This window comes from Clostridium sp. (assembly GCF_036646415.1).
Taxonomy (GTDB): Bacteria; Bacillota; Clostridia; order Clostridiales; family Clostridiaceae; genus Clostridium_J.
The window spans coordinates 1-24,592 of record NZ_JAVXMF010000025.1 but is presented as its reverse complement, the minus strand read 5'-3'; the positions used below and the strand labels follow the sequence as shown (position 1 = coordinate 24,592).

At 31.8% G+C, this 24,592-nt stretch carries 43 protein-coding genes; 11 read left to right on the top strand and 32 right to left on the bottom strand.

The genetic code is table 11. The features are described from left to right. Positions 1-9 precede the first annotated feature (9 nt). From RSD37_RS13925 to RSD37_RS13805, 25 genes are all read right to left on the bottom strand, one after another. Positions 10-876 carry a minor capsid protein gene (locus RSD37_RS13925; RefSeq protein ID WP_346947352.1) on the bottom strand — a complete coding sequence of 289 codons (867 nt, stop codon included), beginning with the start codon at positions 874-876 and terminating at the stop codon, positions 10-12. Next, positions 866-2,242, bottom strand: a complete 1,377-nt coding sequence (locus RSD37_RS13920) for a phage portal protein (protein ID WP_346947351.1) — start codon at positions 2,240-2,242, stop codon at positions 866-868. The genes RSD37_RS13925 and RSD37_RS13920 overlap by 11 nt, the downstream gene beginning before the upstream one ends. A gap of 15 nt (positions 2,243-2,257) precedes the next feature. Continuing rightward, entirely contained in the window at positions 2,258-3,493 is a 1,236-nt protein-coding gene (terL, locus tag RSD37_RS13915) for a phage terminase large subunit (RefSeq protein WP_346947350.1), read from the bottom strand. Next, complete coding sequence (locus tag RSD37_RS13910) at positions 3,477-3,671, bottom strand: hypothetical protein (RefSeq protein ID WP_346947349.1); 195 nt, start codon at positions 3,669-3,671, stop codon at positions 3,477-3,479. Before RSD37_RS13910 ends, terL begins: the two co-directional genes overlap by 17 nt. Positions 3,672-3,686: 15 nt before the next feature. Continuing rightward, a complete protein-coding gene (locus RSD37_RS13905; RefSeq protein WP_346947348.1) occupies positions 3,687-4,262 on the bottom strand; it encodes an NUMOD4 motif-containing HNH endonuclease in 576 nt (191 codons plus the stop codon). Positions 4,263-4,328: 66 nt separating this feature from the next. Further along, complete coding sequence (locus RSD37_RS13900) at positions 4,329-4,913, bottom strand: terminase small subunit (protein ID WP_346947347.1); 585 nt, start codon at positions 4,911-4,913, stop codon at positions 4,329-4,331. A 48-nt stretch (positions 4,914-4,961) separates the two neighbouring features. After that, complete coding sequence (locus tag RSD37_RS13895; protein WP_346947346.1) at positions 4,962-5,318, bottom strand: hypothetical protein; 357 nt, start codon at positions 5,316-5,318, stop codon at positions 4,962-4,964. 168 nt (positions 5,319-5,486) lie between these two features. Next, entirely contained in the window at positions 5,487-5,897 is a 411-nt protein-coding gene (locus RSD37_RS13890; protein WP_346947345.1) for an RNA polymerase subunit sigma-24, read from the bottom strand. Continuing rightward, positions 5,898-6,065 (bottom strand): resolvase, encoded by a 168-nt coding sequence (locus RSD37_RS13885; RefSeq protein WP_346947344.1) that lies wholly within the window; start codon positions 6,063-6,065, stop codon positions 5,898-5,900. A gap of 22 nt (positions 6,066-6,087) precedes the next feature. Continuing rightward, positions 6,088-6,573 carry a hypothetical protein gene (locus tag RSD37_RS13880; protein WP_346947343.1) on the bottom strand — a complete coding sequence of 162 codons (486 nt, stop codon included), beginning with the start codon at positions 6,571-6,573 and terminating at the stop codon, positions 6,088-6,090. Between the two features lie 41 nt (positions 6,574-6,614). Then, positions 6,615-7,451 carry a hypothetical protein gene (locus RSD37_RS13875; protein WP_346947342.1) on the bottom strand — a complete coding sequence of 279 codons (837 nt, stop codon included), beginning with the start codon at positions 7,449-7,451 and terminating at the stop codon, positions 6,615-6,617. 87 nt (positions 7,452-7,538) lie between these two features. Then, positions 7,539-7,838, bottom strand: coding sequence for a hypothetical protein (locus tag RSD37_RS13870; protein WP_346947341.1), 300 nt, complete (start codon positions 7,836-7,838; stop codon positions 7,539-7,541). 109 nt (positions 7,839-7,947) lie between these two features. Further along, the gene (locus RSD37_RS13865; RefSeq protein WP_346947340.1) at positions 7,948-8,670 is read right to left on the bottom strand and encodes a hypothetical protein; all 723 of its coding nucleotides are present in this window, start codon (positions 8,668-8,670) and stop codon (positions 7,948-7,950) included. 21 nt (positions 8,671-8,691) lie between these two features. Next, positions 8,692-9,096 (bottom strand): replication terminator protein, encoded by a 405-nt coding sequence (locus tag RSD37_RS13860; RefSeq protein WP_346947339.1) that lies wholly within the window; start codon positions 9,094-9,096, stop codon positions 8,692-8,694. A 25-nt stretch (positions 9,097-9,121) separates the two neighbouring features. Then, entirely contained in the window at positions 9,122-9,508 is a 387-nt protein-coding gene (locus tag RSD37_RS13855) for a single-stranded DNA-binding protein (protein ID WP_346947338.1), read from the bottom strand. A 15-nt stretch (positions 9,509-9,523) separates the two neighbouring features. Further along, positions 9,524-9,961 carry a hypothetical protein gene (locus tag RSD37_RS13850; RefSeq protein WP_346947337.1) on the bottom strand — a complete coding sequence of 146 codons (438 nt, stop codon included), beginning with the start codon at positions 9,959-9,961 and terminating at the stop codon, positions 9,524-9,526. Between the two features lie 13 nt (positions 9,962-9,974). Then, on the bottom strand, positions 9,975-10,127 hold the full coding sequence (locus RSD37_RS13845) for a hypothetical protein (RefSeq protein ID WP_346947336.1): 153 nt from the start codon (positions 10,125-10,127) through the stop codon (positions 9,975-9,977). Positions 10,128-10,138: 11 nt separating this feature from the next. After that, positions 10,139-10,873 (bottom strand): hypothetical protein, encoded by a 735-nt coding sequence (locus RSD37_RS13840; protein ID WP_346947335.1) that lies wholly within the window; start codon positions 10,871-10,873, stop codon positions 10,139-10,141. A 9-nt stretch (positions 10,874-10,882) separates the two neighbouring features. Continuing rightward, positions 10,883-11,086, bottom strand: a complete 204-nt coding sequence (locus RSD37_RS13835) for a hypothetical protein (RefSeq protein WP_346947334.1) — start codon at positions 11,084-11,086, stop codon at positions 10,883-10,885. 20 nt (positions 11,087-11,106) lie between these two features. Further along, positions 11,107-12,015, bottom strand: a complete 909-nt coding sequence (locus tag RSD37_RS13830; RefSeq protein ID WP_346947333.1) for a DUF1351 domain-containing protein — start codon at positions 12,013-12,015, stop codon at positions 11,107-11,109. A 13-nt stretch (positions 12,016-12,028) separates the two neighbouring features. Further along, a complete protein-coding gene (locus RSD37_RS13825; RefSeq protein ID WP_346947332.1) occupies positions 12,029-12,673 on the bottom strand; it encodes an ERF family protein in 645 nt (214 codons plus the stop codon). Positions 12,674-12,797: 124 nt separating this feature from the next. Next, entirely contained in the window at positions 12,798-12,983 is a 186-nt protein-coding gene (locus tag RSD37_RS13820; protein WP_346947331.1) for a hypothetical protein, read from the bottom strand. After that, on the bottom strand, positions 12,973-13,719 hold the full coding sequence (locus RSD37_RS13815) for a phage antirepressor (protein ID WP_346947330.1): 747 nt from the start codon (positions 13,717-13,719) through the stop codon (positions 12,973-12,975). Before RSD37_RS13815 ends, RSD37_RS13820 begins: the two co-directional genes overlap by 11 nt. Positions 13,720-13,773: 54 nt before the next feature. Next, a complete protein-coding gene (locus RSD37_RS13810; RefSeq protein ID WP_346947329.1) occupies positions 13,774-14,826 on the bottom strand; it encodes a BRO family protein in 1,053 nt (350 codons plus the stop codon). A gap of 1 nt (position 14,827) precedes the next feature. Next, positions 14,828-15,583, bottom strand: a complete 756-nt coding sequence (locus tag RSD37_RS13805) for a phage antirepressor KilAC domain-containing protein (protein WP_346947328.1) — start codon at positions 15,581-15,583, stop codon at positions 14,828-14,830. A 287-nt stretch (positions 15,584-15,870) separates the two neighbouring features. On the opposite strand from RSD37_RS13805, the gene RSD37_RS13800 reads away from it, so the two are divergent. After that, positions 15,871-16,131: a hypothetical protein gene (locus tag RSD37_RS13800; protein ID WP_346947327.1), complete on the top strand. Its 261-nt coding sequence runs from the start codon at positions 15,871-15,873 to the stop codon at positions 16,129-16,131. Here the strand turns inward: RSD37_RS13800 and RSD37_RS13795 are convergent. Then, positions 16,109-16,258, bottom strand: a complete 150-nt coding sequence (locus tag RSD37_RS13795; RefSeq protein WP_346947326.1) for a hypothetical protein — start codon at positions 16,256-16,258, stop codon at positions 16,109-16,111. The genes RSD37_RS13800 and RSD37_RS13795 overlap by 23 nt on opposite strands. Before the next feature lie 196 nt (positions 16,259-16,454). Between RSD37_RS13795 and RSD37_RS13790 the strand changes: the two genes are divergently transcribed. Next, entirely contained in the window at positions 16,455-16,721 is a 267-nt protein-coding gene (locus tag RSD37_RS13790) for a hypothetical protein (RefSeq protein WP_346947325.1), read from the top strand. On the opposite strand, the gene RSD37_RS13785 is transcribed toward RSD37_RS13790, so the two are convergent. The 4 genes from RSD37_RS13785 to RSD37_RS13770 form a co-directional block, all read right to left on the bottom strand. Continuing rightward, positions 16,701-16,994 (bottom strand): hypothetical protein, encoded by a 294-nt coding sequence (locus RSD37_RS13785; protein ID WP_346947324.1) that lies wholly within the window; start codon positions 16,992-16,994, stop codon positions 16,701-16,703. The genes RSD37_RS13790 and RSD37_RS13785 overlap by 21 nt on opposite strands. A gap of 18 nt (positions 16,995-17,012) precedes the next feature. Beyond that, entirely contained in the window at positions 17,013-17,225 is a 213-nt protein-coding gene (locus tag RSD37_RS13780; RefSeq protein WP_346947323.1) for a hypothetical protein, read from the bottom strand. Further along, the gene (locus RSD37_RS13775) at positions 17,200-17,370 is read right to left on the bottom strand and encodes a hypothetical protein (protein ID WP_346947322.1); all 171 of its coding nucleotides are present in this window, start codon (positions 17,368-17,370) and stop codon (positions 17,200-17,202) included. Before RSD37_RS13775 ends, RSD37_RS13780 begins: the two co-directional genes overlap by 26 nt. 92 nt (positions 17,371-17,462) lie before the next feature. Then, positions 17,463-18,185 (bottom strand): BRO family protein, encoded by a 723-nt coding sequence (locus RSD37_RS13770; protein ID WP_346947321.1) that lies wholly within the window; start codon positions 18,183-18,185, stop codon positions 17,463-17,465. A gap of 65 nt (positions 18,186-18,250) precedes the next feature. On the opposite strand from RSD37_RS13770, the gene RSD37_RS13765 reads away from it, so the two are divergent. The 3 genes from RSD37_RS13765 (at position 18,251) to RSD37_RS13755 (ending at position 19,534) form a co-directional block, all read left to right on the top strand. Beyond that, positions 18,251-18,415, top strand: a complete 165-nt coding sequence (locus RSD37_RS13765) for a YjzC family protein (RefSeq protein WP_346947320.1) — start codon at positions 18,251-18,253, stop codon at positions 18,413-18,415. Positions 18,416-18,652: 237 nt separating this feature from the next. Next, entirely contained in the window at positions 18,653-19,153 is a 501-nt protein-coding gene (locus RSD37_RS13760; protein WP_346947319.1) for a hypothetical protein, read from the top strand. Positions 19,154-19,162: 9 nt separating this feature from the next. Continuing rightward, positions 19,163-19,534, top strand: coding sequence for a hypothetical protein (locus RSD37_RS13755; protein ID WP_346947318.1), 372 nt, complete (start codon positions 19,163-19,165; stop codon positions 19,532-19,534). Here RSD37_RS13755 and RSD37_RS13750 read toward each other — a convergent pair. Both RSD37_RS13750 and RSD37_RS13745 read right to left on the bottom strand, forming a co-directional pair. Then, positions 19,521-19,718: a hypothetical protein gene (locus tag RSD37_RS13750; protein WP_346947317.1), complete on the bottom strand. Its 198-nt coding sequence runs from the start codon at positions 19,716-19,718 to the stop codon at positions 19,521-19,523. The genes RSD37_RS13755 and RSD37_RS13750 overlap by 14 nt on opposite strands. A gap of 99 nt (positions 19,719-19,817) precedes the next feature. Then, positions 19,818-20,054: a helix-turn-helix domain-containing protein gene (locus RSD37_RS13745; protein ID WP_346947316.1), complete on the bottom strand. Its 237-nt coding sequence runs from the start codon at positions 20,052-20,054 to the stop codon at positions 19,818-19,820. Positions 20,055-20,221: 167 nt separating this feature from the next. Between RSD37_RS13745 and RSD37_RS13740 the strand changes: the two genes are divergently transcribed. From RSD37_RS13740 to RSD37_RS13715, 6 genes are all read left to right on the top strand, one after another. Next, the gene (locus RSD37_RS13740; protein WP_346947315.1) at positions 20,222-20,566 is read left to right on the top strand and encodes a helix-turn-helix transcriptional regulator; all 345 of its coding nucleotides are present in this window, start codon (positions 20,222-20,224) and stop codon (positions 20,564-20,566) included. A gap of 99 nt (positions 20,567-20,665) precedes the next feature. Further along, a complete protein-coding gene (locus RSD37_RS13735) occupies positions 20,666-20,932 on the top strand; it encodes a hypothetical protein (RefSeq protein ID WP_346947314.1) in 267 nt (88 codons plus the stop codon). A gap of 12 nt (positions 20,933-20,944) precedes the next feature. Beyond that, positions 20,945-21,730, top strand: a complete 786-nt coding sequence (locus RSD37_RS13730; protein ID WP_346947313.1) for a DUF3800 domain-containing protein — start codon at positions 20,945-20,947, stop codon at positions 21,728-21,730. Between the two features lie 171 nt (positions 21,731-21,901). Then, entirely contained in the window at positions 21,902-22,360 is a 459-nt protein-coding gene (locus tag RSD37_RS13725; RefSeq protein ID WP_346947312.1) for a hypothetical protein, read from the top strand. 55 nt (positions 22,361-22,415) lie between these two features. Beyond that, entirely contained in the window at positions 22,416-22,793 is a 378-nt protein-coding gene (locus tag RSD37_RS13720; RefSeq protein ID WP_346947311.1) for a hypothetical protein, read from the top strand. 114 nt (positions 22,794-22,907) lie between these two features. Next, positions 22,908-24,539 carry a recombinase family protein gene (locus RSD37_RS13715; RefSeq protein WP_346947310.1) on the top strand — a complete coding sequence of 544 codons (1,632 nt, stop codon included), beginning with the start codon at positions 22,908-22,910 and terminating at the stop codon, positions 24,537-24,539. Positions 24,540-24,592: the final 53 nt, after the last annotated feature.

Below are 24,592 nucleotides of genomic sequence, written 5' to 3'. Positions count from 1 at the left end.
TAAGTGCTTTTAAAGTATTTTATCTTTTATTTTTTCTTCTGGAATACTTCTTCTACCCCATTCTTTCTTAACTTCTTCTTTAGCTACATCATGTTCCTTCTTAGCATCATCTTTATCTATTATAGGTAAATAGGTACATCTACAATTTGCATGGAATGGTAATGTTGGAGCCTTATCTACTTTATATGGCTTTCCATGTTTAGCTCCACATACCTCGCAAGTTCTTTCATCTACCGCTGCCCACACTTGAACTTCTTCACAGCCACCATCTTTATAACCTCTCTTAGCACTCTCGTTAAGATAATGCATAGTCTCACTTCTAATAAGTCTATGGGATACATTAAATCCTTTATTCATCATGTTATTAAGTTGTATGGCCATCTCAGTTATTGTCTTTCCTTGGGTTAATCCATTAACTAATATTTCATTAAGATTATTGGCAAGTACCTGAGTATTCTTCCATAGCCTTTCTGAGAAATTACTTCCTAGCCATGGTCTATTCATCATTTCCTCCATAACTTTCTTTGGGACCATAGAAAATTGAGTTTGCCCTAATTCAACCATAACATTAGAGTAAGTATCTTTAAAACCTCCCACCATATTGTTTTTGCCAAAGGTTTCAACATTCTCACCAAGACCTTTTATAATGTTCTCCATATTGTTTTGTAACCCTGTAAGCCGCTTAAACTTGTGCATATCAGATAATGTTGGTGTTGATGTTTTCATCTTCTCTGCCACTTTATAAAGTTCTTCTGATATCTGAAGGCTTGCATCTTGATACATTTCTAATAGAGCTCTATTCTTTTCCTCTAAGTTATTGTAAGTTTGCCATGTACCATTAGCTATTCTCTTCTCCCAGTACTCACTACTCTTCATCAGCTCCACCACCTATAGGTATCTTATCTTGAAATGGTAAGCTTTCTTTCTGCTCGGCTTCAATGTCTTTCATCTCCTGGTCCGGATTATCTACCCAAGGATGATTCTTAACAATAGTCTTCTTGGATACTACACCTAAGCTTTTGCCTGCTGTATCTGCTAACTCAGCTTCATTTCTTACTTTATTTCTAGTCCAGGTTTGAATTATAGCACCTACAGATACATTAAAATATTTGCATAATAATCTTATTAATTTACCAAAGCCTAATCTAAACTCTGTTTCTGTGAGTCCAGCTTTAAGCTCTAATAGAGAATATAAATATTCAAGAGCTACTCCTGAAGAGTTTCCAAAGGATTCCGGATTAGGATCTAACCCTTGTCCTTGTTTATATATTTGCTTTTCACATATATTAAGGACTTTCTCCCTAGCCTCTACGGGAATATCAATACTAATTGTATCCAATCCTGTTCTTTCATCAACTCCATCACTTTGCATATCAACTACTTTACGTCTCTTGAGTTCTTGTAAAAATGTTTTTAAGTCAGTACCTCCATAGTTAGTTAATACAAATATGACCTCTTGAATATCCTCTATATCATTTATAAATCCACTGAACACTTTATCATATACATCTATGAACTTCTTAACCTTCTTTAAATCACCTTTCTTAATATTACTATTAAAGAATGGTATAAAAGGCACTTCCTCAAAGTCATGAGTTATAGTGTTTATTTCATCTGCTGCTCTTGTATCTAAATTTATAGATATAAATGGTGTATAAACCTCTAATTCGTCTATAGTCTTACCAGAAGGTTGTTTATAAGCATAGCACTCTTTATCAGTCCAATATTCATATACTTGGAATGTATCACCATTATCATCTATTTCACTATATACTCTTAATACCGCTATCAGCCTTCTCTTAAGGTCCTTTGAATATAAAGGTATAATTTGTTCACTTGGTACTAGAGCATATTGAAATTTACCTTCTATGTCTTTCCATACATGTAACCATGCTACTGAAGTATTTGCAGATTCAATACATAAATCCTTACATACCTTTGGAAACTCATCTCCTAGAGTTTCTGATATCCTTTTATTTAAACTATCATTACCTACATCAAATGTCGGAGGATAAGTTAACATATATGCAGCCTTCTGGTCCACTAATAACCCATGCCAATTTGTAGGTATTCTATTATCAGCATTTCTTAAAGGATTATCTACTTCCTCTTCAGTACTCTTCTTGTAAAGAATATCTGTATCTCCTTCATAATATCTTTTACCTACTGCTGCATCTACACAAAATTTAGTATGATTAATTAAACTATCCTGTATGAGTTTCTTAATTACTTCTATCTCCAAAATTCTCACCCCTTTTTATTCAAATCTTGCACCTTTCTTTCTGTTAAGTTGTTCTGCAACTCCTGTTGTTCCATCTGGTGCATCATCATGTTTGTTCTTGCCTTCTTTTTGGTACTTAATCATTGCTTCATAATACTTAGGCCATCTATCACCCCAATTAGCCGGATAATAAATGTGATCCATTACCCACGTACTGTTAGAAAGTATTCTAGCCTGTTTATTCTTACTTTGATGGAACCATTTAACTTTAGTAAAGTTTGATTTATATTTATCAGTTAATATGTTTCTTACAGCTCTTGCAAACCCTTTACCACCATTGTTACTTTCTACAATAGCCTTATTAACATCATTTTCATATAATGCTGCTGCCACTTTACCCTCTGTAGTTTCCATGGATTCTTGAGTATATACAACATCTAATACATAAGCTTCATTGTTGTATTCTCCATAAACTATATTGCATAAATAGTCCGCGCCATCATCAGCAGTATCACAATAGGAGTGAATACAAACAAATAAAGGATTACCCTTATCATCTCTTGGGATATCATTATAAGTTTTAAACGAACTGTATAGCCTTCCTTTAAGATCTATAGGCTCTTGTTGATAGTTAGCACTAAATATATCAGCACCCATAGCACTTTTCTTATCCATGGCACTTGAGTAAGAAAGAACTTCATAACAAAGCATCTTTCCATCTTCACTTATAGCTTTCATAGATACATGTTTATACTTCTTATTCTTTTCTTTACACCAATTAAGAACTCTACCAGCTAGGTCCTCACTGTGCCACCGTGTCATGATAACAATTATTTTTCCGCCCTCTTCAAGCCTTGATAACATTGTATTAGTGAACCAATCCCAGTGCTTTTCTAGTGTATTTGCATTGTTGGCTTCTTCTGAACTCTTAATTAAGTCATCTATCATCATTATTGAAGCACCAAACCCTGTTGCAGTTCCTGTTGGGCTTGTAGCAAGATAGTTATTATATCCACCGTCTAAACTCCATAGGTTCATAGCTCCATCACCATGTTTAATATTTACTCCAGGGAATACATCCTTAAAGACAGGTATATACTTATCTGCTTTTTCCTCTTGGATAGAGTTTCTAACATTCTTAGAAAACATAGTTGATAGTGTTTCATTGTATGATCCTGTCATTATCTTCTGTGATTGGTCCTTACCAAGTACCCATTCAACAAATAACCCTGCCGTTCTTGATTTCCCATGGCAGTCATCGAGGTGGTTCATTAACTATTAGTACATCATCGTCGCTTTCATAAAACCTTTGAAAATCATTGCATAAGTCTACTAAATATTTTCTATTAGGTTTATAAAAGTCAGGAGCTTTTAAATTACAGTAATAAAAAAACTCGCGTCTTGCGAGTTCTATCTTAGCTCCTAATTGTATTAACTTTTTATCAACCATCTCTTAACCACCCCCTTATATGTATATCCAATATAAAGGCTTATTGTCTTTGTCTTTACCTGCTGATTTTCTAGCTCCTCTACAACATGCCATTATTGAACTTCCGTGTATATTTTTCATTCGCCCAGCTTCTGATGCCGAAGCATATATTTCTCCAGTATTTAAGCATTTGACTTTTTTAGAGTTAGCTTTATTCATTGCCTTAATTGCTTTATCTATATTTTCTTTAGATTTTAAGTTATTTAAATAAAAATGTTCATTCTGTTCCTTAAAAGTAGACCATTCAAGATTGTCAATTCTGTTATTAAGTTTATTACCATCTATATGATTTACAGTTTCTTTATTGTCTGCATTTTTTAAAAATGTTTCTGCTACTAATCTATGAACTCTAATAGTTTTAGCTTTATTGCCCTTGTACAAGTCAATTAATAGATACCCTTGCTTATCTTGTCTCATATTTTTAATTTTTTCTTCTACTTTTTGTAGTTTATTATGATTTTTTCTATATCTTTCTAAGCTCTTAACTCTACCTAAGTTACTAACTTGATATAATCCCTCATAACCTTTTATATCTTTCCATATTTCTACCATAATATCACCTCTTTATTATATTGTCTCATATTATAGTACTACGTGGTAGTGTGTTTTATTAACTTCTTATCCATCATTAATCAACTTCCTAAGGTCATCAGTACTTAATCCTTCATATGGATTATTTATATTACCAGTAACCTCTAGCTTATCTTTAAACATACCTAGATGCTTACCAAGTAGCTCTAAAGCCTTAACCTTGTCTGCTGTTTCTACACTTATACCAAACTTAGTATTCTTTATTGCTGTAATGGCCTTCTTTTCATTAGCAGTAAGGTTCTTGGTTTCTTTAAGCTCAACATCTTTGTAAAAGGCCTCTTCTTCACCTATCTTCTTACCTTCATCATCAAATATAGGTTTCATATAACACTTTTCAACTACCTCTGCATAATGGGTACCATCACTAAATGCAATGTTTGCTAACTCTTGAAGGACTTTATCCTGTGTTATCTCTGTTCTTATCTCCCTATCCTTCATTCTCTTATCTATATATTCCTTAACGTTAGTATTTGTTAGTAACTTACTTCCATTAACCCTTGCCGTTTCATCCTTCTTACAACTTGAATAGGCGTTCTTATAAGCTCTAGTAGCATTAAGGTCTACTAAGTATTCATTTGCAAATATTCTCTGTTTCTCTGTTAACTCTGACATAATGCCACCTCACTTTCTATAATAAAAAGAACCCTATTTCTAGAGTTCTTAAAATTTGATCACTTGTATTATAAACCAAATTAATCCAACCAACATAATTCCATAGAATATGAGTTGTCCCATTGATACTATTAGCTGTATAACTAAACCTATACACCCTAATACCCCTATTTGCTCTTGGCTATTCTCAATTTTATCTGCACTTTCTTTAATAACTTCATTAACACCTACTGTAGTTTTATTGTACACTTTGTTGTATACCGCTTTTTTAGGGTCATTAACATATCCCATTCCTGTTTTACCATACAATGGATTTACACTAGATTTAATTGATCGTTTAACCCTTCCTGTAGTCCTTGCCTTAATGCTTTTCTTTATGGATGGTTTCCTTATACCAACTTTCACAAAATCCCCTCCCATTAAATATTTTATAATATCTTCTAATATATTACAATAAAAAGGCACCTATATTTCTATAAGTGCCTTTTTAGGGTTTATCATGGGGGACTTTGGGGAAATCCAGTTGTTCCTATATACATATTAACATATATAAAACGAACCAAGCGAACAACTTTATGACTTCATATATCTATTTACTGCCATTCTTATACTGTCTGGTGTTGTATTGCTTCCCATTTTCCTAGCTATATTCTCCCATGACATTCCATCTATATATTTAAGTGTTATTGCTTGCCTTACTAAGCTATCCTCAACATTGCTTATGAACTCATTGGCTTCTTCCTGTAATTGCAATAACTTTTCTTTTCTCTTAATCAATTTTCTTTGTAACCTTCTAGCCCTTCTTTCACAATCCTCTGTATCTATTCCTTCTAAGGTAAAACTTCTTTGTACATAAGGAAAATGTGAACTTGATCCTGTAACCTTATCTGTAACCATTGTAGGTTCTATATTATCTATTTGATTTTCAATTAGATATATTTCAGATTTAATATATCTAATTTGCTTTAACTGTTCTTTATCCAATTAAGCCTCCCCCTTCTGCTCCCAGTATTCTATATGATGTATATAAGTACTCTTCCCTGGCACCTTATCTTTTCCTAGCTTTACTGTATAGCCTGCCTTTATTAATAGCCTGGCTATATCTAACCTTTCTGCTTCATTTAATGTTCCTGGCTTACTATATATCTTCATGATTATTTCCCCCTAATTCCCATTAATTATTTAAATATAAATCATTATAAGTAATTGCTACAGCATATGCAGCCCATATGTCAGACTTAAATCCATAAAACCAACCTGGCTCTTTCTTACTACCCTTACCTTTATTAGGTGTATTAGGTGCGAATCTATCTATCAATGCCTGTACTATATTACTGTCCTTAGCCTTCATACTCCCACATAAATTCATCTTTTCATCTTTTCTATAAATATAAGTTACATTCATGTTATATCCTTCTGACATTTCTTTAAATCTACCTATCCATACACAAGTATCAAATACAGATGCTCCAACTGCCATTCCATAGCAAGCTACCATCTCTATTACTATATTTAATTCATATCCATACTTCTTAATATTCCGTCTCAACTCTTGTCTTATATTTTCATTTACATACTTACCACATTCAATAGGTTTTAATTTATCATCTAGTAGGACATATCCACTTTCTTCATTCCCTGGATCTATTGCAAGTATCATTTAATCACCCTCCCTCCTTCGTCTATTCCTTGAATTGTGAACTAAAAACCATTCCAAATTTGTTCACCTTTATAGTCAAAAGTTTCTTTATCATTGAAATCATCTTCGTTAAGATCTTTAATTCTTTTTCTACTTCTAGAAATATATAATTTACTTCTAATTTTTGTATTAGGTTGTCCTATTTCTAATAAATCATCAAACTCAATTAACTTTATATATTCTTCTTGATAATTTGCTTTTAAATGTTTAAAAAAATAATTTCTATGAAAAGGGCAAAATGTACATGCACTTGCTTTAGTTTCCAAGCCCCAAACATCTTTTATATAAGCATAATTATCTTTTCTCTCTAGGTTCATGTCACATAAAAGAAACTTATTAACGAACATCTTGTGTGGATTATCTTTACACCTATGTTTCTCTTCAACCGAAAAACCTAAATGCATCTCATGAGCTTTTAAGTCCTCACTCCTAGTATGTTGTCCCTTTTTATAACCTAGTAAATTTGATCTAATAAACTTTTGCATTACATTTATTTTGTAATCTAAAGTGCAATTTCTCATCATTTTACCTTTCTTACCACTTTCATCAATAGTCCAAAAAGGAATGCTTACTACTCTAGCTTTTCCAAAATTCTCAACATAGTGAGAATGAAGATTACTCTCTAATACATAAAAAGGTATTCCCACATCTTCACAAGCACACTGGATAAAATAAACCTGGTCATATACCCATCTAGGTTCTTCTCCTAGATCACAAAATAATATTGCATCATAGATTGGTACTTCTGGATATATATCATCTCCATATTTCTTCTTTTCACAACTCATTAATGCTAATGCTGTACTTTGCATTCCCGCTCCACAACTTAATATTTTCATTTTTCCTCCTCGTCAGGAGGTGAGTACTCACATTTTAACTAGTATTACTCCTATTTTATTTATTTCGTTTTATCTACAGACTGCAAACTACTGCCAAAAGTGATTAGTGTTGTATTTACTATTAAATTTATCAAGCATTGTTGTTAATATATCCTTATATTCCTTTACATCCTCTTGAGATTTAAAAGGCTCATAAGTTACTTTAGTTCCTTTTTTATAAGTCTTACCTACCTTTTTAACCTTATATCCATTCTCAGTTTCAAGCGTGTAGACAACAATCATTTGCATGTCATAGTCCTTTGGATTATTCTCCATTCTATCTAAATTCATAGTTGGAAATGATTGTTGAAACTCAATCACTTGTATATATCCATTTCTATTTGCCATCAGAACTTCATCCCTTCATTTCTACAGATTATTAATAGCCCATTATTATTTGAATATCATATGAGAACACCACCCTGTAGTAGTGCCCCCACATGATCCTCTTCCTAGACTAAGATATTATCTTTACATTCTCTAATCCTTCTAGCCTTGCTTTCAAATATTCCTTTATACTTTCCATGGCTACGTTTCTCCATGCGCCTCCATCAGCCTCATAGAGTGCACACTGTGGGCCTGTTTGCATACGGAATATAAACTTACTTTGTGGCTGTTCAACCTCTGGGAATGTCCTAAATGGTGCTAATATAACCGGATTAGGTATAACTACCTCTGCTACACTTGCTACTCCAACTTTGATAGCAGCACTTTGACTTACTCCATCATCACCAACAGACTTGACATTCTCTTCTTTAATATTTCCACTTACTTTTAGCAGCTTGTTTCTATCTTCATTTTCTTCAAACGAGCTTTGAAGCATAATATTAAATTTCTCTGGATCAATGAACCTATCTGTTACAATGCTTGGTGTTAATGCCTCAGCTATCATTACACATTCTCTTCTTTTGTCTGAGTTTAATTCCGTCTTAATGCTTACCTTTTCATAGCTCATAACATGTACTATTATGTTACTATCTTTAATACCATCTACATTCTCCTGGATGTAATCTATTATTGATGTTAATGTAGTAGTATTAATTGGACTTGCTGTAGGTATTTCAATTCTATCTAACCTTTTATTAGTATAGACAGCTCCGCCTATCTCCTCTTTGATATACTTGTTTTCTCCTTCCCCTATTAATAATTCAATTGCACCTTTTAATCCTTCACTTATCATTTTACATACCTCCCAAATTTATTATTTTACTATTTGTAATCCAGCTAACTCATTTTCATTATTTATTACTTCACCAGTTCCCCCCATAAATACTTCTCCAGTTTCATCATCAACCTTCATGTAGGTTTGTCCCTTAACTTGCTTCTTAAATTCAGTTCCTAAAACTTCTCCATTTAGATCCTTATCTATTAAAATCTTAGTTGCTATTGAACTTCTTGGAGCCAGCTTTGTTTTAGCTGCTATTGTTACTTCTGTTAACTCCCTCTCTTCATCTGAAGCAAAGGTCATTTCTAGAGTTAACTTTCTCTTAGGTTTACTATCTGTGTTTTTATCTGCAATATTCTCTAACACCTCTTTTAATGCCTGGTCCATTCTTTCTGCTAATGCTCCACTAGCAAAGGTTTCTAAATTAATCATTTTTTCCATGTACTTAATCCTCCTTAATATTTATTTAGAATGGCATAGAATTGTCATCATCATCTACTGGTATATAATCATTGTTGCTCTGTCCTTCATTCTTATTGCCATATTCTAAGAAACTTACTTCATCAGCAATAACCTCAGTAACATACCTTCTACTACCATCAGTTGCCTCATATGAACGAGTTTCAATTCTACCTGCTACACTTAATAGACTACCCTTTTTCATGTAGTTAGCAGTACTCTCAGCTTGTTTACCCCATACTACTACAGGTATAAAATCAGCTTCAGGTTGTCCTTCTTTCTTAAACCTTCTATTCACTGCTATTGTAAATTTACAAACTGCATTACCTGTGCCTGATGTAAAGTTAAGCTCTGGATTTTTGGTTAATCTCCCGATTAAAACAACTTTATTCATTGCTCTGCCTCCCTTTTATTTTATTGCTTTAATGTGCAGATACAGATTTTTAGCAGATTCATCTTTTATAGTCTTGCTAATTTCTTCTTTGCTTGTACCTATTTGCTTTTCCAAACACATCATACATTCAGATACTGCAGCTTTAATTTTATCTGTATTCGTTGACAATCTACCCAGATCTTCTCCTAATGTAAAATCTCTTTTTCTAATCATATTTATTCCTATATCAACTACTTTTATATTTTCAGCTAATTGACCTAATGCATTTTCATTAAACTGTCCTTTTTCTTCAATTGCTCTTATAACTCCATTAGCGTGTACTCTTGTAGAGCATTCAATGCTATCCCAATATGCCTTATTCTCTTCCCTAACAACTTTGATTTGCTTTTTAATGCTTACATACCCCATTAACCCTAAAATCGTTCCTAATCCTAATAATGTGTTTGTTATCATCTTTCTTCCTCCTCTATCTTCTAATTGTTACTAACTGCTCTGTTTTTACGTTATAAAATGTATAGCTATCAGCCTCTGACCTTTCTATTAAATAATCCTTTGGATCTAATCCCTGGCTACTTAAAAATTGTTTTTGATTATAACTCAGTTTCTTTGGATTCTTCATGATTCACTCTCCTATTCTTTTAAGATTGCTGTTACTGATTTACTAAACAATATGTCTAAACTTTTCTTAAACTTTTGATTAATTATATCTACCATAAAGTCTGAGTTAGATTTAACAAATATCTCACTATCCTTATCTTCTATTTCTGTAGTAGTAAACCAAGTCTTATAAGTTATCTCTCCCCATTGGTTATAAATAACTTCATGGTATGGAGTAGAAAAGGATAGATGTGGATGTGAAGGGACTATTTCTTCCCCTTCTTCCCCTTGTTTACATTCTTTTTCTTCTTCCTCATTCTTTATATATTCTTTATCCTTCTTGTTTGTTTTCCTCTGAAATTCCTCTGAATTTCCTCTGAAATGCTTCACTGTTTCCTCACTGTTTCCTTCCTGTTTCTCCTGTGTTTCTTCTGTGTTTCCTACATCTTGGTAAAGGCTATAGTTTTCAATGGTTACAAGTGTTTTCTTATTGTCACTTTTATAAGAAATCATCTTATCTTTTTCTAATTGTTCTAAAAACTTTTTAACTTTTTTAGAACTCCATCCCCATGCCTCACCTAGCTTTCTTAGTGAAGTAATTCTTGACCCTCTTTTAACTTCTACTAGGTCACCTTCAAATAAGATTTTCCCATCTTGATGATTAACTAATAGGATAAGATCTATGAAAGCTTGACCTCTGCTAAAAGGTTTATCTTCCCATAACCAATGTTTTTGAATATCTCTATAAACCTTTTGCCAACCTGCCATTTAATTCACCTACTTGTCACTAATATTTTCAAAAGTCTTGTATCCCCACTGTTCTCTCAGAGACTCCTCTAAATCATTCCACTGCTCATAGCTTAACTTTATTGTTGTTTCAATATCTGCATCCTCAACTAATATCTCTACATGACCGCCAGATTCACTAATTGAAACTACCTTTCCATCATTTGCTCTAAGGTCCATTTCTAATTTGTACATTAGCTACACCTCCAGTTTTTCTATTTTTGCCTTCCTTTATCATTAACAATGTACTCATACCCATTATCTTTTAAGAATTGACTTAGCTTAGATATGTTTTCCTTATCATGAATTACTTTTATATCTACGAAATATAAAGGTTCATATGTTTTAGTTTCTACAGGTATTTCTATTGGTGCTACAATATCCACTGGTATAGACACCTGAGGCTTTATCTCTTCAACTGGCTTTGATTCTTCCTTAGGTTTCTCTGCCTCTCTAATAAGCTCAGCCCTATCATTTATCTCTTTAATAATTCTTACTGCATCCCATCCTAAATCTATATACCTTTGGAAATCCTCATATTTCAATGGTGTTTTTATAGTCTTGTTTGCACTCTCTAGTGTAGTTTCTATAGTTCCTTTAAGCATTTCTGCTTTAGCTTTTTCCATACCCTGTTCATTCTTAAGCATATTTCCCCTTAACTCTATATCCTCTCTAACACCCTTAACACTTCCATTAAGGTTTAAGTATTTATCTAGCACAGTTAATCTACTAGCATACTTTTCATCTAACCCATAATCCTTTACACATTCATCTATTAGCTCCATAGCCTTAACTTTCTTTTCTTCTCTCCTCTTATTATCAAAGACTAAAATACCATCTTTAATGGGTTGTTCTGCAGCTTCTATAAGTTTAACTAACTCTTTACATTGATCCTCAAATGCTACAATAGGCTTGGACATTTCTTTCTTAATATCTTTCCTATAGGTATCAATCTTATTTCTAACTCCTGCTAATTCCTTTTGAGTAGCCTTACAATCCTTTAGGCCTTCCTCAGTAACTATTATTCCTTTATATTTCTCCATTGTATCTACTAAAGATGTTTTAACATCCTCAAAATTCATACTGATTACTGGCAACTGTTTGTTTAATACTATCTCTTTCATTTACATATCCCCCTTAAAAATCAATGTTTTCCTCTTCTTCTTTTTTCTTTCTTAATTCCTCAATTTCTATTTTCTTTTTGTTAAGCATGCTGAGACAAGTACCTAACATAGAATTTTGTATATCTTCAACATTGCTAACACCGGCCCATCCTAAGAACTTATTCTCTTCTGTGCTAGTTTCATCTATTAGCTTTTTAATAGTCATTACTGCAGCTTTAGCTATCTTAGCTTTTCCCTCTTCTGCATCTTGGTCTATTTCTCCACCATCAACTGTATCTGCTTCTGCAATCTCAAAAGCCATAAGGTATAAATATCTTCTTGCATAGCTTTGTGATCCACCTATATTCTGTATTGAGCTACAACCTTTTAATGTTGCGATTTCAACTGGTGTTGACCAGGTTCTTAAATCTCCAGGCTTTTCTGAATCTAATACTGTTAATGTTGCATTCTCTTTAGTAAATTGAAACTCACAGTAAAGCCCTAATCCATCACATATTTCATTAATATATGGTAGAAAATCACCTAACTCAAAGTATTTATAATCTGAATACTTGTTGTATCCTGATTTCTTTAACTCTTTACTTTGAAGCTCTACTCTTGCCCTTTGAAGCTTTTGATATATGTTAAGCCCTTTTGATTTAACTTTTTCCTCTGCCATTCCTCTTCCCCCTAATTTTAGTTTGTGGTATAATCCACTTAAGTTATTTATCTTAGGTTGCTTAAAACTGTTCCCGCAGTTAAGCAGCCATTTTTATTTGCTCCTATAATGTGGTCGTCTCTTTTTATGCATGTACACCTCTTATCAAATTTAAACTTCTGCTACACACTGCCATTAAATCCTCAGCCCTTGTTAATTTCTTAAACCCAACATTATTAAATTTAATGTCTTGAGTTGCTATTATAAGCACTTCCTCAAACTCTTCTTTAGTAGTTGCTTCTCTTAATTCTTTTAGAAAATCAAATGACATCTTGCATTTCCTCCTTAATAATATTTCTTATATAGTCAACGCCCTTTTGGAAAACCATTGTCTTAATATTTATCTTAGTTTCTCCATTAGGAACTACATACTTTTGTTCTAATACCCTAAAATAACCTCGGTCTACATAAGATTGATACGGTATATTGCTTCTATCCAACACTTTAGCTTGTCTTAATAAATCAAAGAGTTTATTTCTGCCTAATCCTTTAATGCCTAACACCTTTGCAACGTGTCCCATTTCTATACTGTCTTTACTTCCAGCAACATCATCATAAAACTCAGCTTTAGGTTTTAATGCTTCAATCTTTTTCTCTGCTTCTAGCCTTGCAGCTTTTTCTTCTTTCAACCTAGTTACTGCTGCTATTAGTAAATCGGGATTATCTAATAATTCATCCTTTACATACATCCCATGTTTTCTTATGCTGGGCAGTACATCGTTTGTTACCCACTCGGTAAATTTTTCTGCTTCAGATTTTCTACTTTGAAAGATAACTTTATATAGGTTACTCTCATTAATAAAATTCGCTTGTTGAGTTCTTCCTAGATTATCCATGGTGTCGGCAGTAACTACCCCATCTTTATTCAATCTACTTTTACAATCACTTACATTTTTAATGTCTAATATCTTGCATACATCTGTTAAGCAAAACCAAGGTTGTCCATAATTCTGAAATACTCTTATATCTCCAAAATATTCGTTATTAAAAATCTCAATGTTGTTCATCTTTACTCCTCCTCACATTTTTCTATCCGCTTGAATAATTTATCTTGTCATAAGCTATAAAGTTTCTTGTATCTTTTCAATAACAGCTTTGTTGTCTAAAAGCTCTTTGTCTATTTTTACTCTTTCAGCAATTAAAGTTTTGTTCTTGCTTTCTAATTCAGCCAGTATAATCTCTCTTGTATCTTTGCTAAGAGTTCCAAAGTAGTTGTCTACGAATTTTGCATTATTATTAACATATCCGCCTGTTTTTCTTATTGTAGGTAACACTTCATCAGTAACCCATCTTTTAAAGGCTTTTGCTTGTGGCAATTTTGAACTTAATATTAAACTGTATAGTCCACTTTCATTTATTAGCCATCCTCCACGTTGACCTAAACTGGATAACGTTTCGTTATTGAGTTTATCCTCTTCATCAACATGGTCTATTAATGCTTTGCTACCATTTTGGTAACCTAATGTTTCAGCTACATCTTTTCCCACAAACCAAGGTTGATTACCTTTATTGATAATCCTTATTTCTCCAAATTCATTATTACTAAAAACTTTAATATTGGAATTACCCTGTTCTGTATTAATTTCAATTTCCTCTTTAACTTCCTCCTTATCTTTTAATTCTTTAAGCAAAGTTTTAAAAGTTATTGCGTGCCTACTTCTGCTCTTCTTTGAATAGATTTCTATACCTTTATAGCTAATAAGAATTAATCCTTTTTGATTTGCTGTTAGTCCTAAATCATTAGCTTCATTAATATCTATCTTCCTAAGATTTATTTCCCTAAGTAATTTTCCATCTATTCTTCTTACTATTGAATAGGTATCTTTCAAGCCCAATGCCTTAACTAAATCTACTAATACATATTCATCTTTACCTTTTACTTTTCTAACCTTACCTAAATGGGTTTCAATAACTTCCACCTTATTTTCATCATGGGTAAAATAATCTCTTTCTCTACACCCTCGGTTAAACTTCTTTAGTTCAGTTGATGGTATTCTTACAATTCTACCCATGTTAGGTACTTTTGTAATCTCACCACTTCTAACTCTGTCATAAACAGCGTTATCGCTTACTCTTAATTTTTTTGCTACTTCCGCAACAGTATAATGTTTCATTCTATAAATCCCCCTTAAATTTATTAATAAAATAAACCTGACCTTTACCAGTTATCTTTGTAGTTCTAGTTGTTCTAATGCTGCCATCTGTATTATTTATTGTCCTTGTTTTTATTTGAAATAACTCTTGATCCATAGCTCTCTGAGTTGGTAAGTTATAACTTTCACCCTTCTTCTTAATTAAGTAACCTTCACTTCTTAATCTTTCAAATAGCCTGTTCTGCCCAACATCTACACCATTCTGTCTTAATAGCTTTGCTAACTCTCCAATTAGAATAGTGTTATCAGAAACCTCTAATGCTTCTGCAAATAATACCTTCGGCTTGTCCTCTTGAATTTTAAGTTGTAACAATCTTTTCTCTTCCCTTTCTTTCTTAAGTTGAGTTGCAACTTGAATAAGTAAGTCTGGGTTGTCCAGCAGTTCATCAGTTGCATACATTCCATTCTTTCTAACATCTTTAAGAATTTTCTTAACTTCTTTTTTAAACTTCTTAGCTATAGGTTTTCTACTTTGCATTAATACTTCGTAGAATCCATCTTCTGTTAGAAACCAAGCATTTTGATTTCCACCAAGGGTATGAATACTATTCAGTACCTTTTCTTCATCATCAACTTTCTTAATCATTACATCAGCTTGACTGTGCTCTATCCAATCTGCAACATCCTTTGCTAAGAATAATGGATTATCTATTGTCCCATAAATCTTAAAGTCTTTGTTTAGTAGTTCCCTTTGGTCAATTACTGTTAATTTGTTCATTACTTCTTCCTCCTGTTAATTTTCTATATCGCTTGAATACTTTTACCCTCCGGAGAGCCGCTTGAATAATTTATCTTATATTGTCTTAAGTTTATTTACATTTTTATACATTTATTTTCTTTTAGTAGGTTAAACTACTGGAAACTACTGTAAACTATTATTTTCGACCGCATTTTTCGCACTCTTAGGTAAAAAATATCTAGCTCTGGATGAGCTAGTGTATTCTTTGGTTAAGTTGTCCACCTTCTTTCATTTATGGTAATATATTGTTGAAAGGAGGTGTTTTTGTGTCTGATGATTTTTCATTTTCTATACCCCTGACAGCACTCTTTGCAGATGCTTTCATGTCAGAGTACACAAACTATCAATCTTTTAGCGAATTCCTTAATAACGGCAATTATTCAATGAATTCACAAGAAGATTTAAACTCTATCCAAGAATATGAATTTAACTTATACATTTCTAAAAACTCTAAATTTTCTTCTTGGGACGAAATGTATACTACTGCTGGCAATACCTTCTTAGCTAATGCTTTAAAGGTTCAATAGTAATATTCATTTCTTTAAGTAAGTCGAGTTCTTTTTCTAATTCACTCATTAGCATTTGAACTCTGCTTATCCTATTCCTAACTTCTTCCACTCCACTAACAGTAAATTTAAGTTCATTCAATTCCAATTTTGCCACCCTCTTAAATTTGTTTACCCTCACACTGGAGCCATTCCGATAATTTACCCTCCGAAGAGCAGCTTGGATAATTTATCTTATATTGTCATGAACCCATTTACATTTTTATACATTTATTATCTTTTAGTAGGTTAAGTTGTCCACTTCTGTAAAATATGTTAATCTCTTGATGAAAGGAGGTGTTTTTGTGGTATACCTAGTTTCTTATGATTTAAATACACCAGGTAAGAATTACAATGAGCTTTATAATAAATTAAAATCTTTTAATTCTTACCTCCATCCACTAGAATCTACATGGTTTATTGATACTCTTTTTTCCGCTAAAGAAATATTTGAAAGATTATATCCAGTACTAGACTCTAATGACAAACTCTTCGTCGTTAAACTAGACACACAGTGGCATGCTTTACTTGCACAAAGTAACTACGATTGGCTACACAAGTTTCTTGGCTAAATATCCAGTATCTTTATAACAACTACCACATTCAATTAACTGCTCTTGAACTGGTACTTCTTGAGCAGTTCTCTTTAATGCTGCTGTTACATCTTCCTCTTTAGTTTCTACACTTACAAACTCTTGAAAACCTTGATAAGGAAACAAAATAGAATATATGTCTAACATAGTTCTAATATTTTGACATATAAGTTCAGACTCACATGTTTTACATATTTCCGCAATTAGTTCAAATTGTTGTCCTAAAATTTCATTGGCCTCTTCCTTATTCATCTTTATCTCCTCCACTTCTTATAAAAAACTTAACTCTAGTTCTTTCCTTGCATTCTTAAATGCATTTTTACTAACATCCCTTGTTAGCCAGTTATCAAGAGCCATATTTTCAAACTCTATGTTTATGTGTTTCTCTATGATCCTCCACTCACGAAGGCTTATTCCCTCAAATAAACTAATTATTTGATTTAACTTTTCTTCCTGGTCAAGCTCCTTTTCTTTTATCTCCATTTTTCTTCTCCTCCAAACTTTCAAGCACTGCATTAATTTCTTCTGGTGTGTGGTTTTCAATTGTTGCTTTTGCTAGAAATTCCAACATACTCTGTCTTAGTTCATCAAAGTTATCTGGAAGAAATACATTTACCTTTATAGCCATTCCCCCACCCCACTTGTTAAATAGTAATCAATTTATACTATTCATTTTCTTATCTTTTGTTACTCTTTTTTTATTTGCAAATTAATTATGCTCTAATATCTACTACAAGCCACTTCATCAACTGCACTAAAGAATGATATTTGATTCTCTCTTCTGTCAGATTTAATAACTTTTATAGATTCATCTACAATATTTAATGAATTAACTAATGTCTCCACCGGAATATCTTCCCACTTCTCAGCATTAAGCTTTATAAGCACTCTTTGCTTAACTAGCTCATATTCTTCATTAGCCTTGCTTATTCCAAGTCTGCTCTTTATATAAGTTGATATATTGCTTTTCTCTTTACTAGCTGGTCTGTAGAACTGTGAACACTTCTCTTCCATTTCTCTCACTGCATCATTAACTATGCTTTCTACCTTGCCTTCTAACAGTCTAAACATCTTCTCTTGACCTTTAAGTTCAGATATTGCGGTATATGTTCCTGTTCTTCTTATCTGTGGTAGTACTTCATCTGTTACCCAATCTTGAAATCTTTCAGCAGCTTCAACCCTAGATGAAAATATCATCTTATAAACTCCACTCTCAGTTATGAATCGTTCACCTTTGTTGTTTAATTTTCGTATACCCTTATTTGTCGTATCGGAATTAGTTAGTTTTACTATTTTATTCTTATTCATTCTTTCAAGTTGTTTTTCTACTGCTCTAGAATCTAATCCCAAAACATTCCCTACATCCCTTGGATTAAATAGAGCATTTCCTTTGTACTCAAATACCTCTACATTCTTATTTTCAAATTTCATTAAGTTATTCATTTGTTATCCTCCTTTTGTTTTATCCCCCAATAAATGTTAGAATATTGTTGAAAAGGGGGGGTTCTATGAGTAATTTAATTAAACCAGGTACTGATAATAAACCAAGTGGTACATATAAAGAAGTTGGCCCACGTGGTGGAAAAGTCAGTAACCCTAGAGTCATAAAAATTGACGCTGGTGATAGGCTGCCACCTACTCAAAAACCAGGCAATGTTTGGACTAAAAAATAACTAAATCTCAATTTTCTTTCTTAATATGCAGAAGGTTTTACCTAGAATATTTATTTGTATCCAAGCCTCTGCATATTTTTTATTGTTTTCTTCATATTTTGTGATGTAGTGCTTTATCATTTTCTCCTCTCCTTTTGTTATTTATAACTCTAATACTTTCATCCACTATGTTTGTTGCACTTATTTGCCATATATATCTCCGTTATGCTAAAATTTCCTTAAGAAAGGAGGATACATATGTCTGAAATCAAAAATTTTATCAACTCACCTTATAATTTTATTACTGTATTTTTATCTTTACTTTTTTCAGTTCCATTATGGATATTCCAACCTGACAGTAAAATACCAACTTATATGTTCATAATTTCACTATCAATATCTTTTCTTTTACTTTGGTTATTATTAATAAATAAATTTAATAATAAAGAAATAGCTGGTGATATTAGAATAATAAAAACAATTAATAATCTTTGTCTCTGTGCACCTAACAAACTTTTAACCCAAGATTCAATAGTATCTTTTTATTATTTAAATGATGGTTTTGAACATTTAATTTCATACGGTATAATTCTTAATGTTCAAACTAATGATTTGGTTCAAATAGAGCCTAAATATTTACCAAACCCCACATTTAAACTTAACTCAGATTCCTTGATTGATTTTATAGCTACCAACCGTAAATCAATCATAATAAAACCAATTATTACAAAACAAATAATTAAAAATTTAAGTTCTTAGGAGGTTATTATGAAAAAATTTTTTAAAATAGTAAAAATTAAAAGTTCTACCGAAATAGTTATAAACGCTGGTAGTGAAGATGGTATCAAAGATTATCAAAGGTTCTTAGTATATTCACTTGATGGTGAAGAAATAATTGACCCTGATACTGGTAAATCTCTTGGAAATTTAGAAGTTGTAAAAGGTACTGGTATTGCTACATTTATACACGAAAAAATGTGTACAATAACCTCTGACATGTATTCTAAATATAGTGAATTAGATATAACCCTACGCCCATCAATTAGCCCTTTTTTTGATGATAACAGTCCAAAAGTTGGTGATGAAAAACATCTTTCATTTACAGATCCTAAAATTGGTGATTTTGTTAAACCAATTTAAACAATACTACTAAGATGGTACCTAAAGAAAATCCTAATAATGGGCAAATTAATTTAATTTCTTCTATTGAATTAGTTGATTTGCTCATTCTCTTATATATCCCATCTAAACAAGCTGTTATTATAAAAAGCATTGTTGTGTTTAAAAGACATACTACAGTTATTGCGAACTCGACTTTACTCACTTCCTATCCTCCTAACTAAACATTGACAACTGCTGCGTTGGTCTATCTAGTTTTATAATTTTCTTTTCTGTTGGGTAAACTAAATTGTGTCAGATTTACTTAGTTATTATTTTGTTCACTATCGGAACTAGTTCCCTTTCGACACTCAGAATTTAAAAAAATATCATCTTTACTATATTTTAATAATTTTTTTATTTTTATAGCTAATAGAAGAGAAGGGTTTTTATAACCTAACTCTATATTTGTATATGTGGTTCTACTTATACCTAAAGCATTTGCAATACTTTGATGTGTGAACCCTTTTTCCAATCTTCTATTTTTCAATATTGCTCTCATTTTATCACCGCCTTTCGATTCTGTGCCTAAAAGGAACTCTGTATAAATTTATTATAGTGCCATATAGGCACATTGTCAATATATTTTTTAAAAAAAGTTGATTATAGACACAAATGTTTATTAAAGGAACATTATAAAATAAAATAAAGACATGGAGGTGTTAATAAATGACCTTTGGAGAAAGATTAAAAGAATTAAGAGAAAGTAAAGGATTAACCCAAGAACAAATTTCAGAAGTAATAAATGTTACTAGACCTACAATTGCTGGTTATGAAACTAAAGGTAAGCAACCAGATTATGATAAATTAAAAACTCTAGCTGATTACTTCAACGTATCTGTAGATTACTTATTAGGTCATAGTGATACGAGAACCCCTCAAATTAAAGAAGAACCTAAGAAGTTCTCCACAAAAGTTGAAACAATAGCAGCACACCTTGATGATAAGAATTTAACTGATGATAAAATTGATAAAATTAAAGATTATATAGATTTTTTATTTAGTAAGGATTAGTAGATATTTTTTTTCATTCTAATGCTGACAACAAGGTAAAAGGATGAATACTATATAGGGTTGGTTTGATTCTATAAAAATAAGAAAGGATTGATTAATATGGAAGAAAATATTTTAGATTTTAAATTACCAAAATGTTCACTTTGTGGGAAGTATTCAGATAAAAATGATGTGTTTGAGGTTTATTGCTCTGGATGTGGCTCACCCTTAATAAATAGCTGTTCCAACTATAAGTGTCAGCATTTACTTTCGTCAGAATCCGCATATTGCAAATACTGTGGTTCAAAATCAATTTTCCTTAATGCTGGATTAGTTACAAGTAAAAACCCTTTAGATACTAATGATTCTGATTACCTCCCTTTTTAATTGGAGGTAATTATGTATTTACTATATATAGATGACTCTGGTACGTGTGACCTTAAAACAGAAGATTCATACTGTATTACAGGTGGAAATACAAGATTCTTTGCTTTAGGAGCTATTTTAATAAAAGCTGATAAACTTTGTGAATTAGAGTATGGTTCCAAGATAGAATTCAAATCCAAATGTTTAAAAGATCTATATGGCGAAATAAAGTACACAATTTCTAAACAACAGTTAAACTGTCGCGAACTTTGTAATAACAATGAAGGTCGTGAATGCTTTAAATCAAAAGTGCTTGAATCTATTGTATCTACTGAATGTGTGGTATTTAGCTGTATCCAAGATAAATACTTTACTACCTCCAATAAAATAATACAAAATCAAAAAGATATATATAAGTTATCATTTGAACATTTATTAAGTCTTGTGGATAATTACATGTATAGTGAAAAAATATCCGATAGTATTATCGTATTCATAGACAAAAAGGATGCTGGAGATAGTAAGGATAGAATGATATTTAAAGCGTATAAAGAGGCTATCAATAAAAAAAATATATTTAAAGCTTTTTCAAGCACAATGTTTTGTCCAAGCATAAATATTGTTTACTCAAAATATAGCTTGGGTGCTCAATTAGCTGATTTTGTAGCAGGAAGCACATGGAAAGCATTTGAAAGTAAAAATGATGAGACTTTATACAAAGAAGCGGTTAAAATCACTAAGCGCTTAGGAACTAAAATGTATAAAGATACTAATATGAAGAATTCAGGATTCACATTATGTAAAAATTGGCTCAAATAAAAAAAGGGCCGTGGCGAGATAAATATTACTATCTATCTCTGCATGGTCCAATAGGGCCACTACCCGGTCCACAATATATTATATGCCACATTGGCAAAATATATACTAGTTTTGACTTAATTGTAACATGTTTTTTTTTATAAAACAATAATTATTTTAAGGATTGATAATATGACTTATGATGAACTACTTATAGAGTATGATGGAATTGCCAAAATTGAGGAAATACCTCTACTCTATAATTTAAAAGGATTATACTACAAAGGGAAAATAATAATAGATTCTAATATAGATACCAATACAGAGAAGTGTTGTATCCTTTCAGAAGAACTAGGACATCACTTTACAACCTCAGGTAATATAATAGACATTAGAGAATTAAACAGTGTTAAACAAGAGATTATCGCACGTAATTGGGCATATGAAAAACTTTGTCCCCTATCTTCTATAGTACAAGCATATAAAGAAGGTGTTGCTGGTAGATATGAACTTGCAGAATACTTGGATGTCACTGAGGAATTTCTATTTGAAGTAGTTGAGCATTATAAGGCTAAATATGGTACATGCTATGAAGTAGACAAGTATTTGGTATATTTTGAACCTTGTCTTGCAGTACTTAAGATGTTTTAATATAGTTGTTTTTGTACATAATAATAAGTAATAAGAGGAGATGAGATAATATATTATGGATAATAATACAGAGTTATTTGAACTAATGACTAAAATGTATAGTGAACTCCAAGAAACTAAAAAAGAAATAAATTCTAAGTTTGAGGAACTAAACCTCAAAGTTGATAAGAACTCATTACTACTTGAAAAGTTGGATACTAACATTAAAATTGTAGGTGAAGTTCAGCAGAGCTTCCAGGCGCAACTAGGTAGAAACCTTTTAGAAGATGGTAAAACTGTTGCAGATAGACTTGATATTATAGAACTTGCAGTTACTAATAGTAGTGAAAATATAAATGATTTAGCTGGCAACCTAGATGTAGTTAAATCGACTGTAGGTGTTCATGAAATGGATTTACGTATAATAAAACATAAGAAAAACCACACACTATAATATAACTATCCTACCTAATGGGTGGGATTTTGTTTTTATATGTATATATTATAGAAATGATGTCAATATTTAAAAATATTACAATAGATAATAAAATAGGACAAGGAGTAAGTTATGAGAATTGCTATATATTCAAGGAAATCTAAATACACAGGTGTAGGAGATTCTATAGAGAATCAAGTTCAAATGTGCAAGGATTATGCTAATGCTAAATATGCAGGTAAGGACCTAGAATTTTTAATATATGAAGATGAAGGCTTTTCTGGTGGAAATTTAAATAGACCTAAATTTAAAGAACTCATGGATAATATTAAAAACTATGATGTTTTAATATGTTATAGATTAGATCGTATTAGTAGGAATGTTGCAGACTTCTCTTCAACGTTAGAAGTACTTCAATCAAGTAACTGTGATTTTGTAAGTATAAAAGAACAATTTGATACATCAACTCCTATGGGTAGAGCTATGATATACATAGCTTCTGTATTCGCCCAATTAGAACGTGAGACTATTGCAGAACGTATTAAAGATAATATGCTAGAACTTGCGAAGAACGGTAAGTGGAGCGGTGGCAGAGTGCCTCTAGGCTATAAAAGTGAAAGCACTACATATCTAGATGACGAAGGAAAGGAACGTAAAGCAGTAAAGCTAGTACAGGATCATGAAGAACTTAAGCTAGTAAAACTTATTTATGAAACTTATCTTAAAGAAGGATCTCTTCATAAAACAGAAGTGTGGTTCACTCAGCAAGGTATAAAGTCTAATGGTGGAATACTCTTAGAAAAAACAACCTTAAAACTAATACTCCAGAATCCTGTGTATGTTAAGTCTACACCAGCGGTAATAACATATCTTAAAGATGATGGTTGGAATGTTTATGGTGAAGCAGATGGAGTGCATGGCCTATTAAGTTACAATAAAACCGAATCTGTGAGTCTTAATGGTAAGACTTCTAAGAGAACTCAAAACAAGGAAAATTGGATAGCTGCAATGAGTTCCGTAGAAGGGATAATTGATGCTGAGATTTGGCTTAAGGTCCAAAAACAGTTTAATAAAAATAAAGATACTTTCCCAAGACTAGGAAAGACTCATAATGCACTATTAACAGGTAAAATAAGATGTAACAGCTGTAAAAGTTATATGAAAATTCAACATGGCCACAAATCTACCAAGACTGGAGAAACAACATATTATTATGTATGCAGCATGAAGGTTAAAAGCAAGGGATCTCTATGCTCGTGTAAAAATGCTAAAGTATCTGAAATAGAAACTGCTGTTATTAATGAGATAGATAATTTATGTAATGAAAGAGAAGATTTTTTAAAAACGTTTCAAGCCGCGTGGCACAAACAAATTATAAGTAATGACAAAAACATAAGGAAAATAACCTTATCAAAGCAAATAGAAGATAAGGAAAAACAAATAAGCAACCTGGTTGATAAGCTTTCCTTGGATGATAGTATAGCTGATATTTTAATAGACAAAATTAAAACATATAAATGTGAGCTTGCTAAATTTAAAAATGAGTTAGAAGAATTAAATAAAGAAAATACTGAAACAGCTAATTTAAAATATAATATTGATTTAGCTGAAGAATTTTTAAATGAAGGTATGAATATAAAATCTAAGACTAGGGAACAACAAAAACAATTCATAGATATTTATTTAGATAAAGTAATTTATGATGGTGATACTGAAACTGTAGATCTTGAACTTCTAGGCTATAATACTTCTAAAAAAAAATAGAAAATAGCTTGTACAAGTGCGGTAAAGTATCGCACTTTAGTACATCTTGCATG

Excerpts from the sequence above, each read along its gene's own strand:
- RSD37_RS13905 (WP_346947348.1), bottom strand. The coding sequence starts at position 4,262 with ATGGTAGAAATATGGAAAGATATAAAAGGTTATGAGGGATTATATCAA.
- RSD37_RS13910 (WP_346947349.1), bottom strand. The coding sequence starts at position 3,671 with ATGGTTGATAAAAAGTTAATACAATTAGGAGCTAAGATAGAACTCGCA.
- RSD37_RS13855 (WP_346947338.1), bottom strand. The coding sequence starts at position 9,508 with ATGAATAAAGTTGTTTTAATCGGGAGATTAACCAAAAATCCAGAGCTT.
- terL (WP_346947350.1), bottom strand. The coding sequence starts at position 3,493 with ATGAACCACCTCGATGACTGCCATGGGAAATCAAGAACGGCAGGGTTA.
- RSD37_RS13830 (WP_346947333.1), bottom strand. The coding sequence starts at position 12,015 with ATGAAAGAGATAGTATTAAACAAACAGTTGCCAGTAATCAGTATGAAT.
- RSD37_RS13775 (WP_346947322.1), bottom strand. The coding sequence starts at position 17,370 with ATGGCTATAAAGGTAAATGTATTTCTTCCAGATAACTTTGATGAACTA.
- RSD37_RS13880 (WP_346947343.1), bottom strand. The coding sequence starts at position 6,573 with ATGATACTTGCAATAGATCCAGGGAATGAAGAAAGTGGATATGTCCTA.
- RSD37_RS13735 (WP_346947314.1), top strand. The coding sequence starts at position 20,666 with ATGGAAGAAAATATTTTAGATTTTAAATTACCAAAATGTTCACTTTGT.
- RSD37_RS13740 (WP_346947315.1), top strand. The coding sequence starts at position 20,222 with ATGACCTTTGGAGAAAGATTAAAAGAATTAAGAGAAAGTAAAGGATTA.
- RSD37_RS13840 (WP_346947335.1), bottom strand. The coding sequence starts at position 10,873 with ATGGCAGGTTGGCAAAAGGTTTATAGAGATATTCAAAAACATTGGTTA.
- RSD37_RS13815 (WP_346947330.1), bottom strand. The coding sequence starts at position 13,719 with ATGAACAACATTGAGATTTTTAATAACGAATATTTTGGAGATATAAGA.
- RSD37_RS13715 (WP_346947310.1), top strand. The coding sequence starts at position 22,908 with ATGAGAATTGCTATATATTCAAGGAAATCTAAATACACAGGTGTAGGA.
- RSD37_RS13820 (WP_346947331.1), bottom strand. The coding sequence starts at position 12,983 with ATGTCATTTGATTTTCTAAAAGAATTAAGAGAAGCAACTACTAAAGAA.
- RSD37_RS13835 (WP_346947334.1), bottom strand. The coding sequence starts at position 11,086 with ATGTACAAATTAGAAATGGACCTTAGAGCAAATGATGGAAAGGTAGTT.
- RSD37_RS13780 (WP_346947323.1), bottom strand. The coding sequence starts at position 17,225 with ATGGAGATAAAAGAAAAGGAGCTTGACCAGGAAGAAAAGTTAAATCAA.
- RSD37_RS13785 (WP_346947324.1), bottom strand. The coding sequence starts at position 16,994 with ATGAATAAGGAAGAGGCCAATGAAATTTTAGGACAACAATTTGAACTA.
- RSD37_RS13760 (WP_346947319.1), top strand. The coding sequence starts at position 18,653 with ATGTCTGAAATCAAAAATTTTATCAACTCACCTTATAATTTTATTACT.
- RSD37_RS13720 (WP_346947311.1), top strand. The coding sequence starts at position 22,416 with ATGGATAATAATACAGAGTTATTTGAACTAATGACTAAAATGTATAGT.
- RSD37_RS13885 (WP_346947344.1), bottom strand. The coding sequence starts at position 6,065 with ATGAAGATATATAGTAAGCCAGGAACATTAAATGAAGCAGAAAGGTTA.
- RSD37_RS13755 (WP_346947318.1), top strand. The coding sequence starts at position 19,163 with ATGAAAAAATTTTTTAAAATAGTAAAAATTAAAAGTTCTACCGAAATA.
- RSD37_RS13770 (WP_346947321.1), bottom strand. The coding sequence starts at position 18,185 with ATGAATAACTTAATGAAATTTGAAAATAAGAATGTAGAGGTATTTGAG.
- RSD37_RS13730 (WP_346947313.1), top strand. The coding sequence starts at position 20,945 with ATGTATTTACTATATATAGATGACTCTGGTACGTGTGACCTTAAAACA.
- RSD37_RS13870 (WP_346947341.1), bottom strand. The coding sequence starts at position 7,838 with ATGGCAAATAGAAATGGATATATACAAGTGATTGAGTTTCAACAATCA.
- RSD37_RS13850 (WP_346947337.1), bottom strand. The coding sequence starts at position 9,961 with ATGATAACAAACACATTATTAGGATTAGGAACGATTTTAGGGTTAATG.
- RSD37_RS13865 (WP_346947340.1), bottom strand. The coding sequence starts at position 8,670 with ATGATAAGTGAAGGATTAAAAGGTGCAATTGAATTATTAATAGGGGAA.
- RSD37_RS13845 (WP_346947336.1), bottom strand. The coding sequence starts at position 10,127 with ATGAAGAATCCAAAGAAACTGAGTTATAATCAAAAACAATTTTTAAGT.
- RSD37_RS13860 (WP_346947339.1), bottom strand. The coding sequence starts at position 9,096 with ATGGAAAAAATGATTAATTTAGAAACCTTTGCTAGTGGAGCATTAGCA.
- RSD37_RS13875 (WP_346947342.1), bottom strand. The coding sequence starts at position 7,451 with ATGAAAATATTAAGTTGTGGAGCGGGAATGCAAAGTACAGCATTAGCA.
- RSD37_RS13745 (WP_346947316.1), bottom strand. The coding sequence starts at position 20,054 with ATGAGAGCAATATTGAAAAATAGAAGATTGGAAAAAGGGTTCACACAT.
- RSD37_RS13925 (WP_346947352.1), bottom strand. The coding sequence starts at position 876 with ATGAAGAGTAGTGAGTACTGGGAGAAGAGAATAGCTAATGGTACATGG.
- RSD37_RS13765 (WP_346947320.1), top strand. The coding sequence starts at position 18,251 with ATGAGTAATTTAATTAAACCAGGTACTGATAATAAACCAAGTGGTACA.
- RSD37_RS13725 (WP_346947312.1), top strand. The coding sequence starts at position 21,902 with ATGACTTATGATGAACTACTTATAGAGTATGATGGAATTGCCAAAATT.
- RSD37_RS13805 (WP_346947328.1), bottom strand. The coding sequence starts at position 15,583 with ATGAACAAATTAACAGTAATTGACCAAAGGGAACTACTAAACAAAGAC.
- RSD37_RS13900 (WP_346947347.1), bottom strand. The coding sequence starts at position 4,913 with ATGTCAGAGTTAACAGAGAAACAGAGAATATTTGCAAATGAATACTTA.
- RSD37_RS13810 (WP_346947329.1), bottom strand. The coding sequence starts at position 14,826 with ATGAAACATTATACTGTTGCGGAAGTAGCAAAAAAATTAAGAGTAAGC.
- RSD37_RS13825 (WP_346947332.1), bottom strand. The coding sequence starts at position 12,673 with ATGGCAGAGGAAAAAGTTAAATCAAAAGGGCTTAACATATATCAAAAG.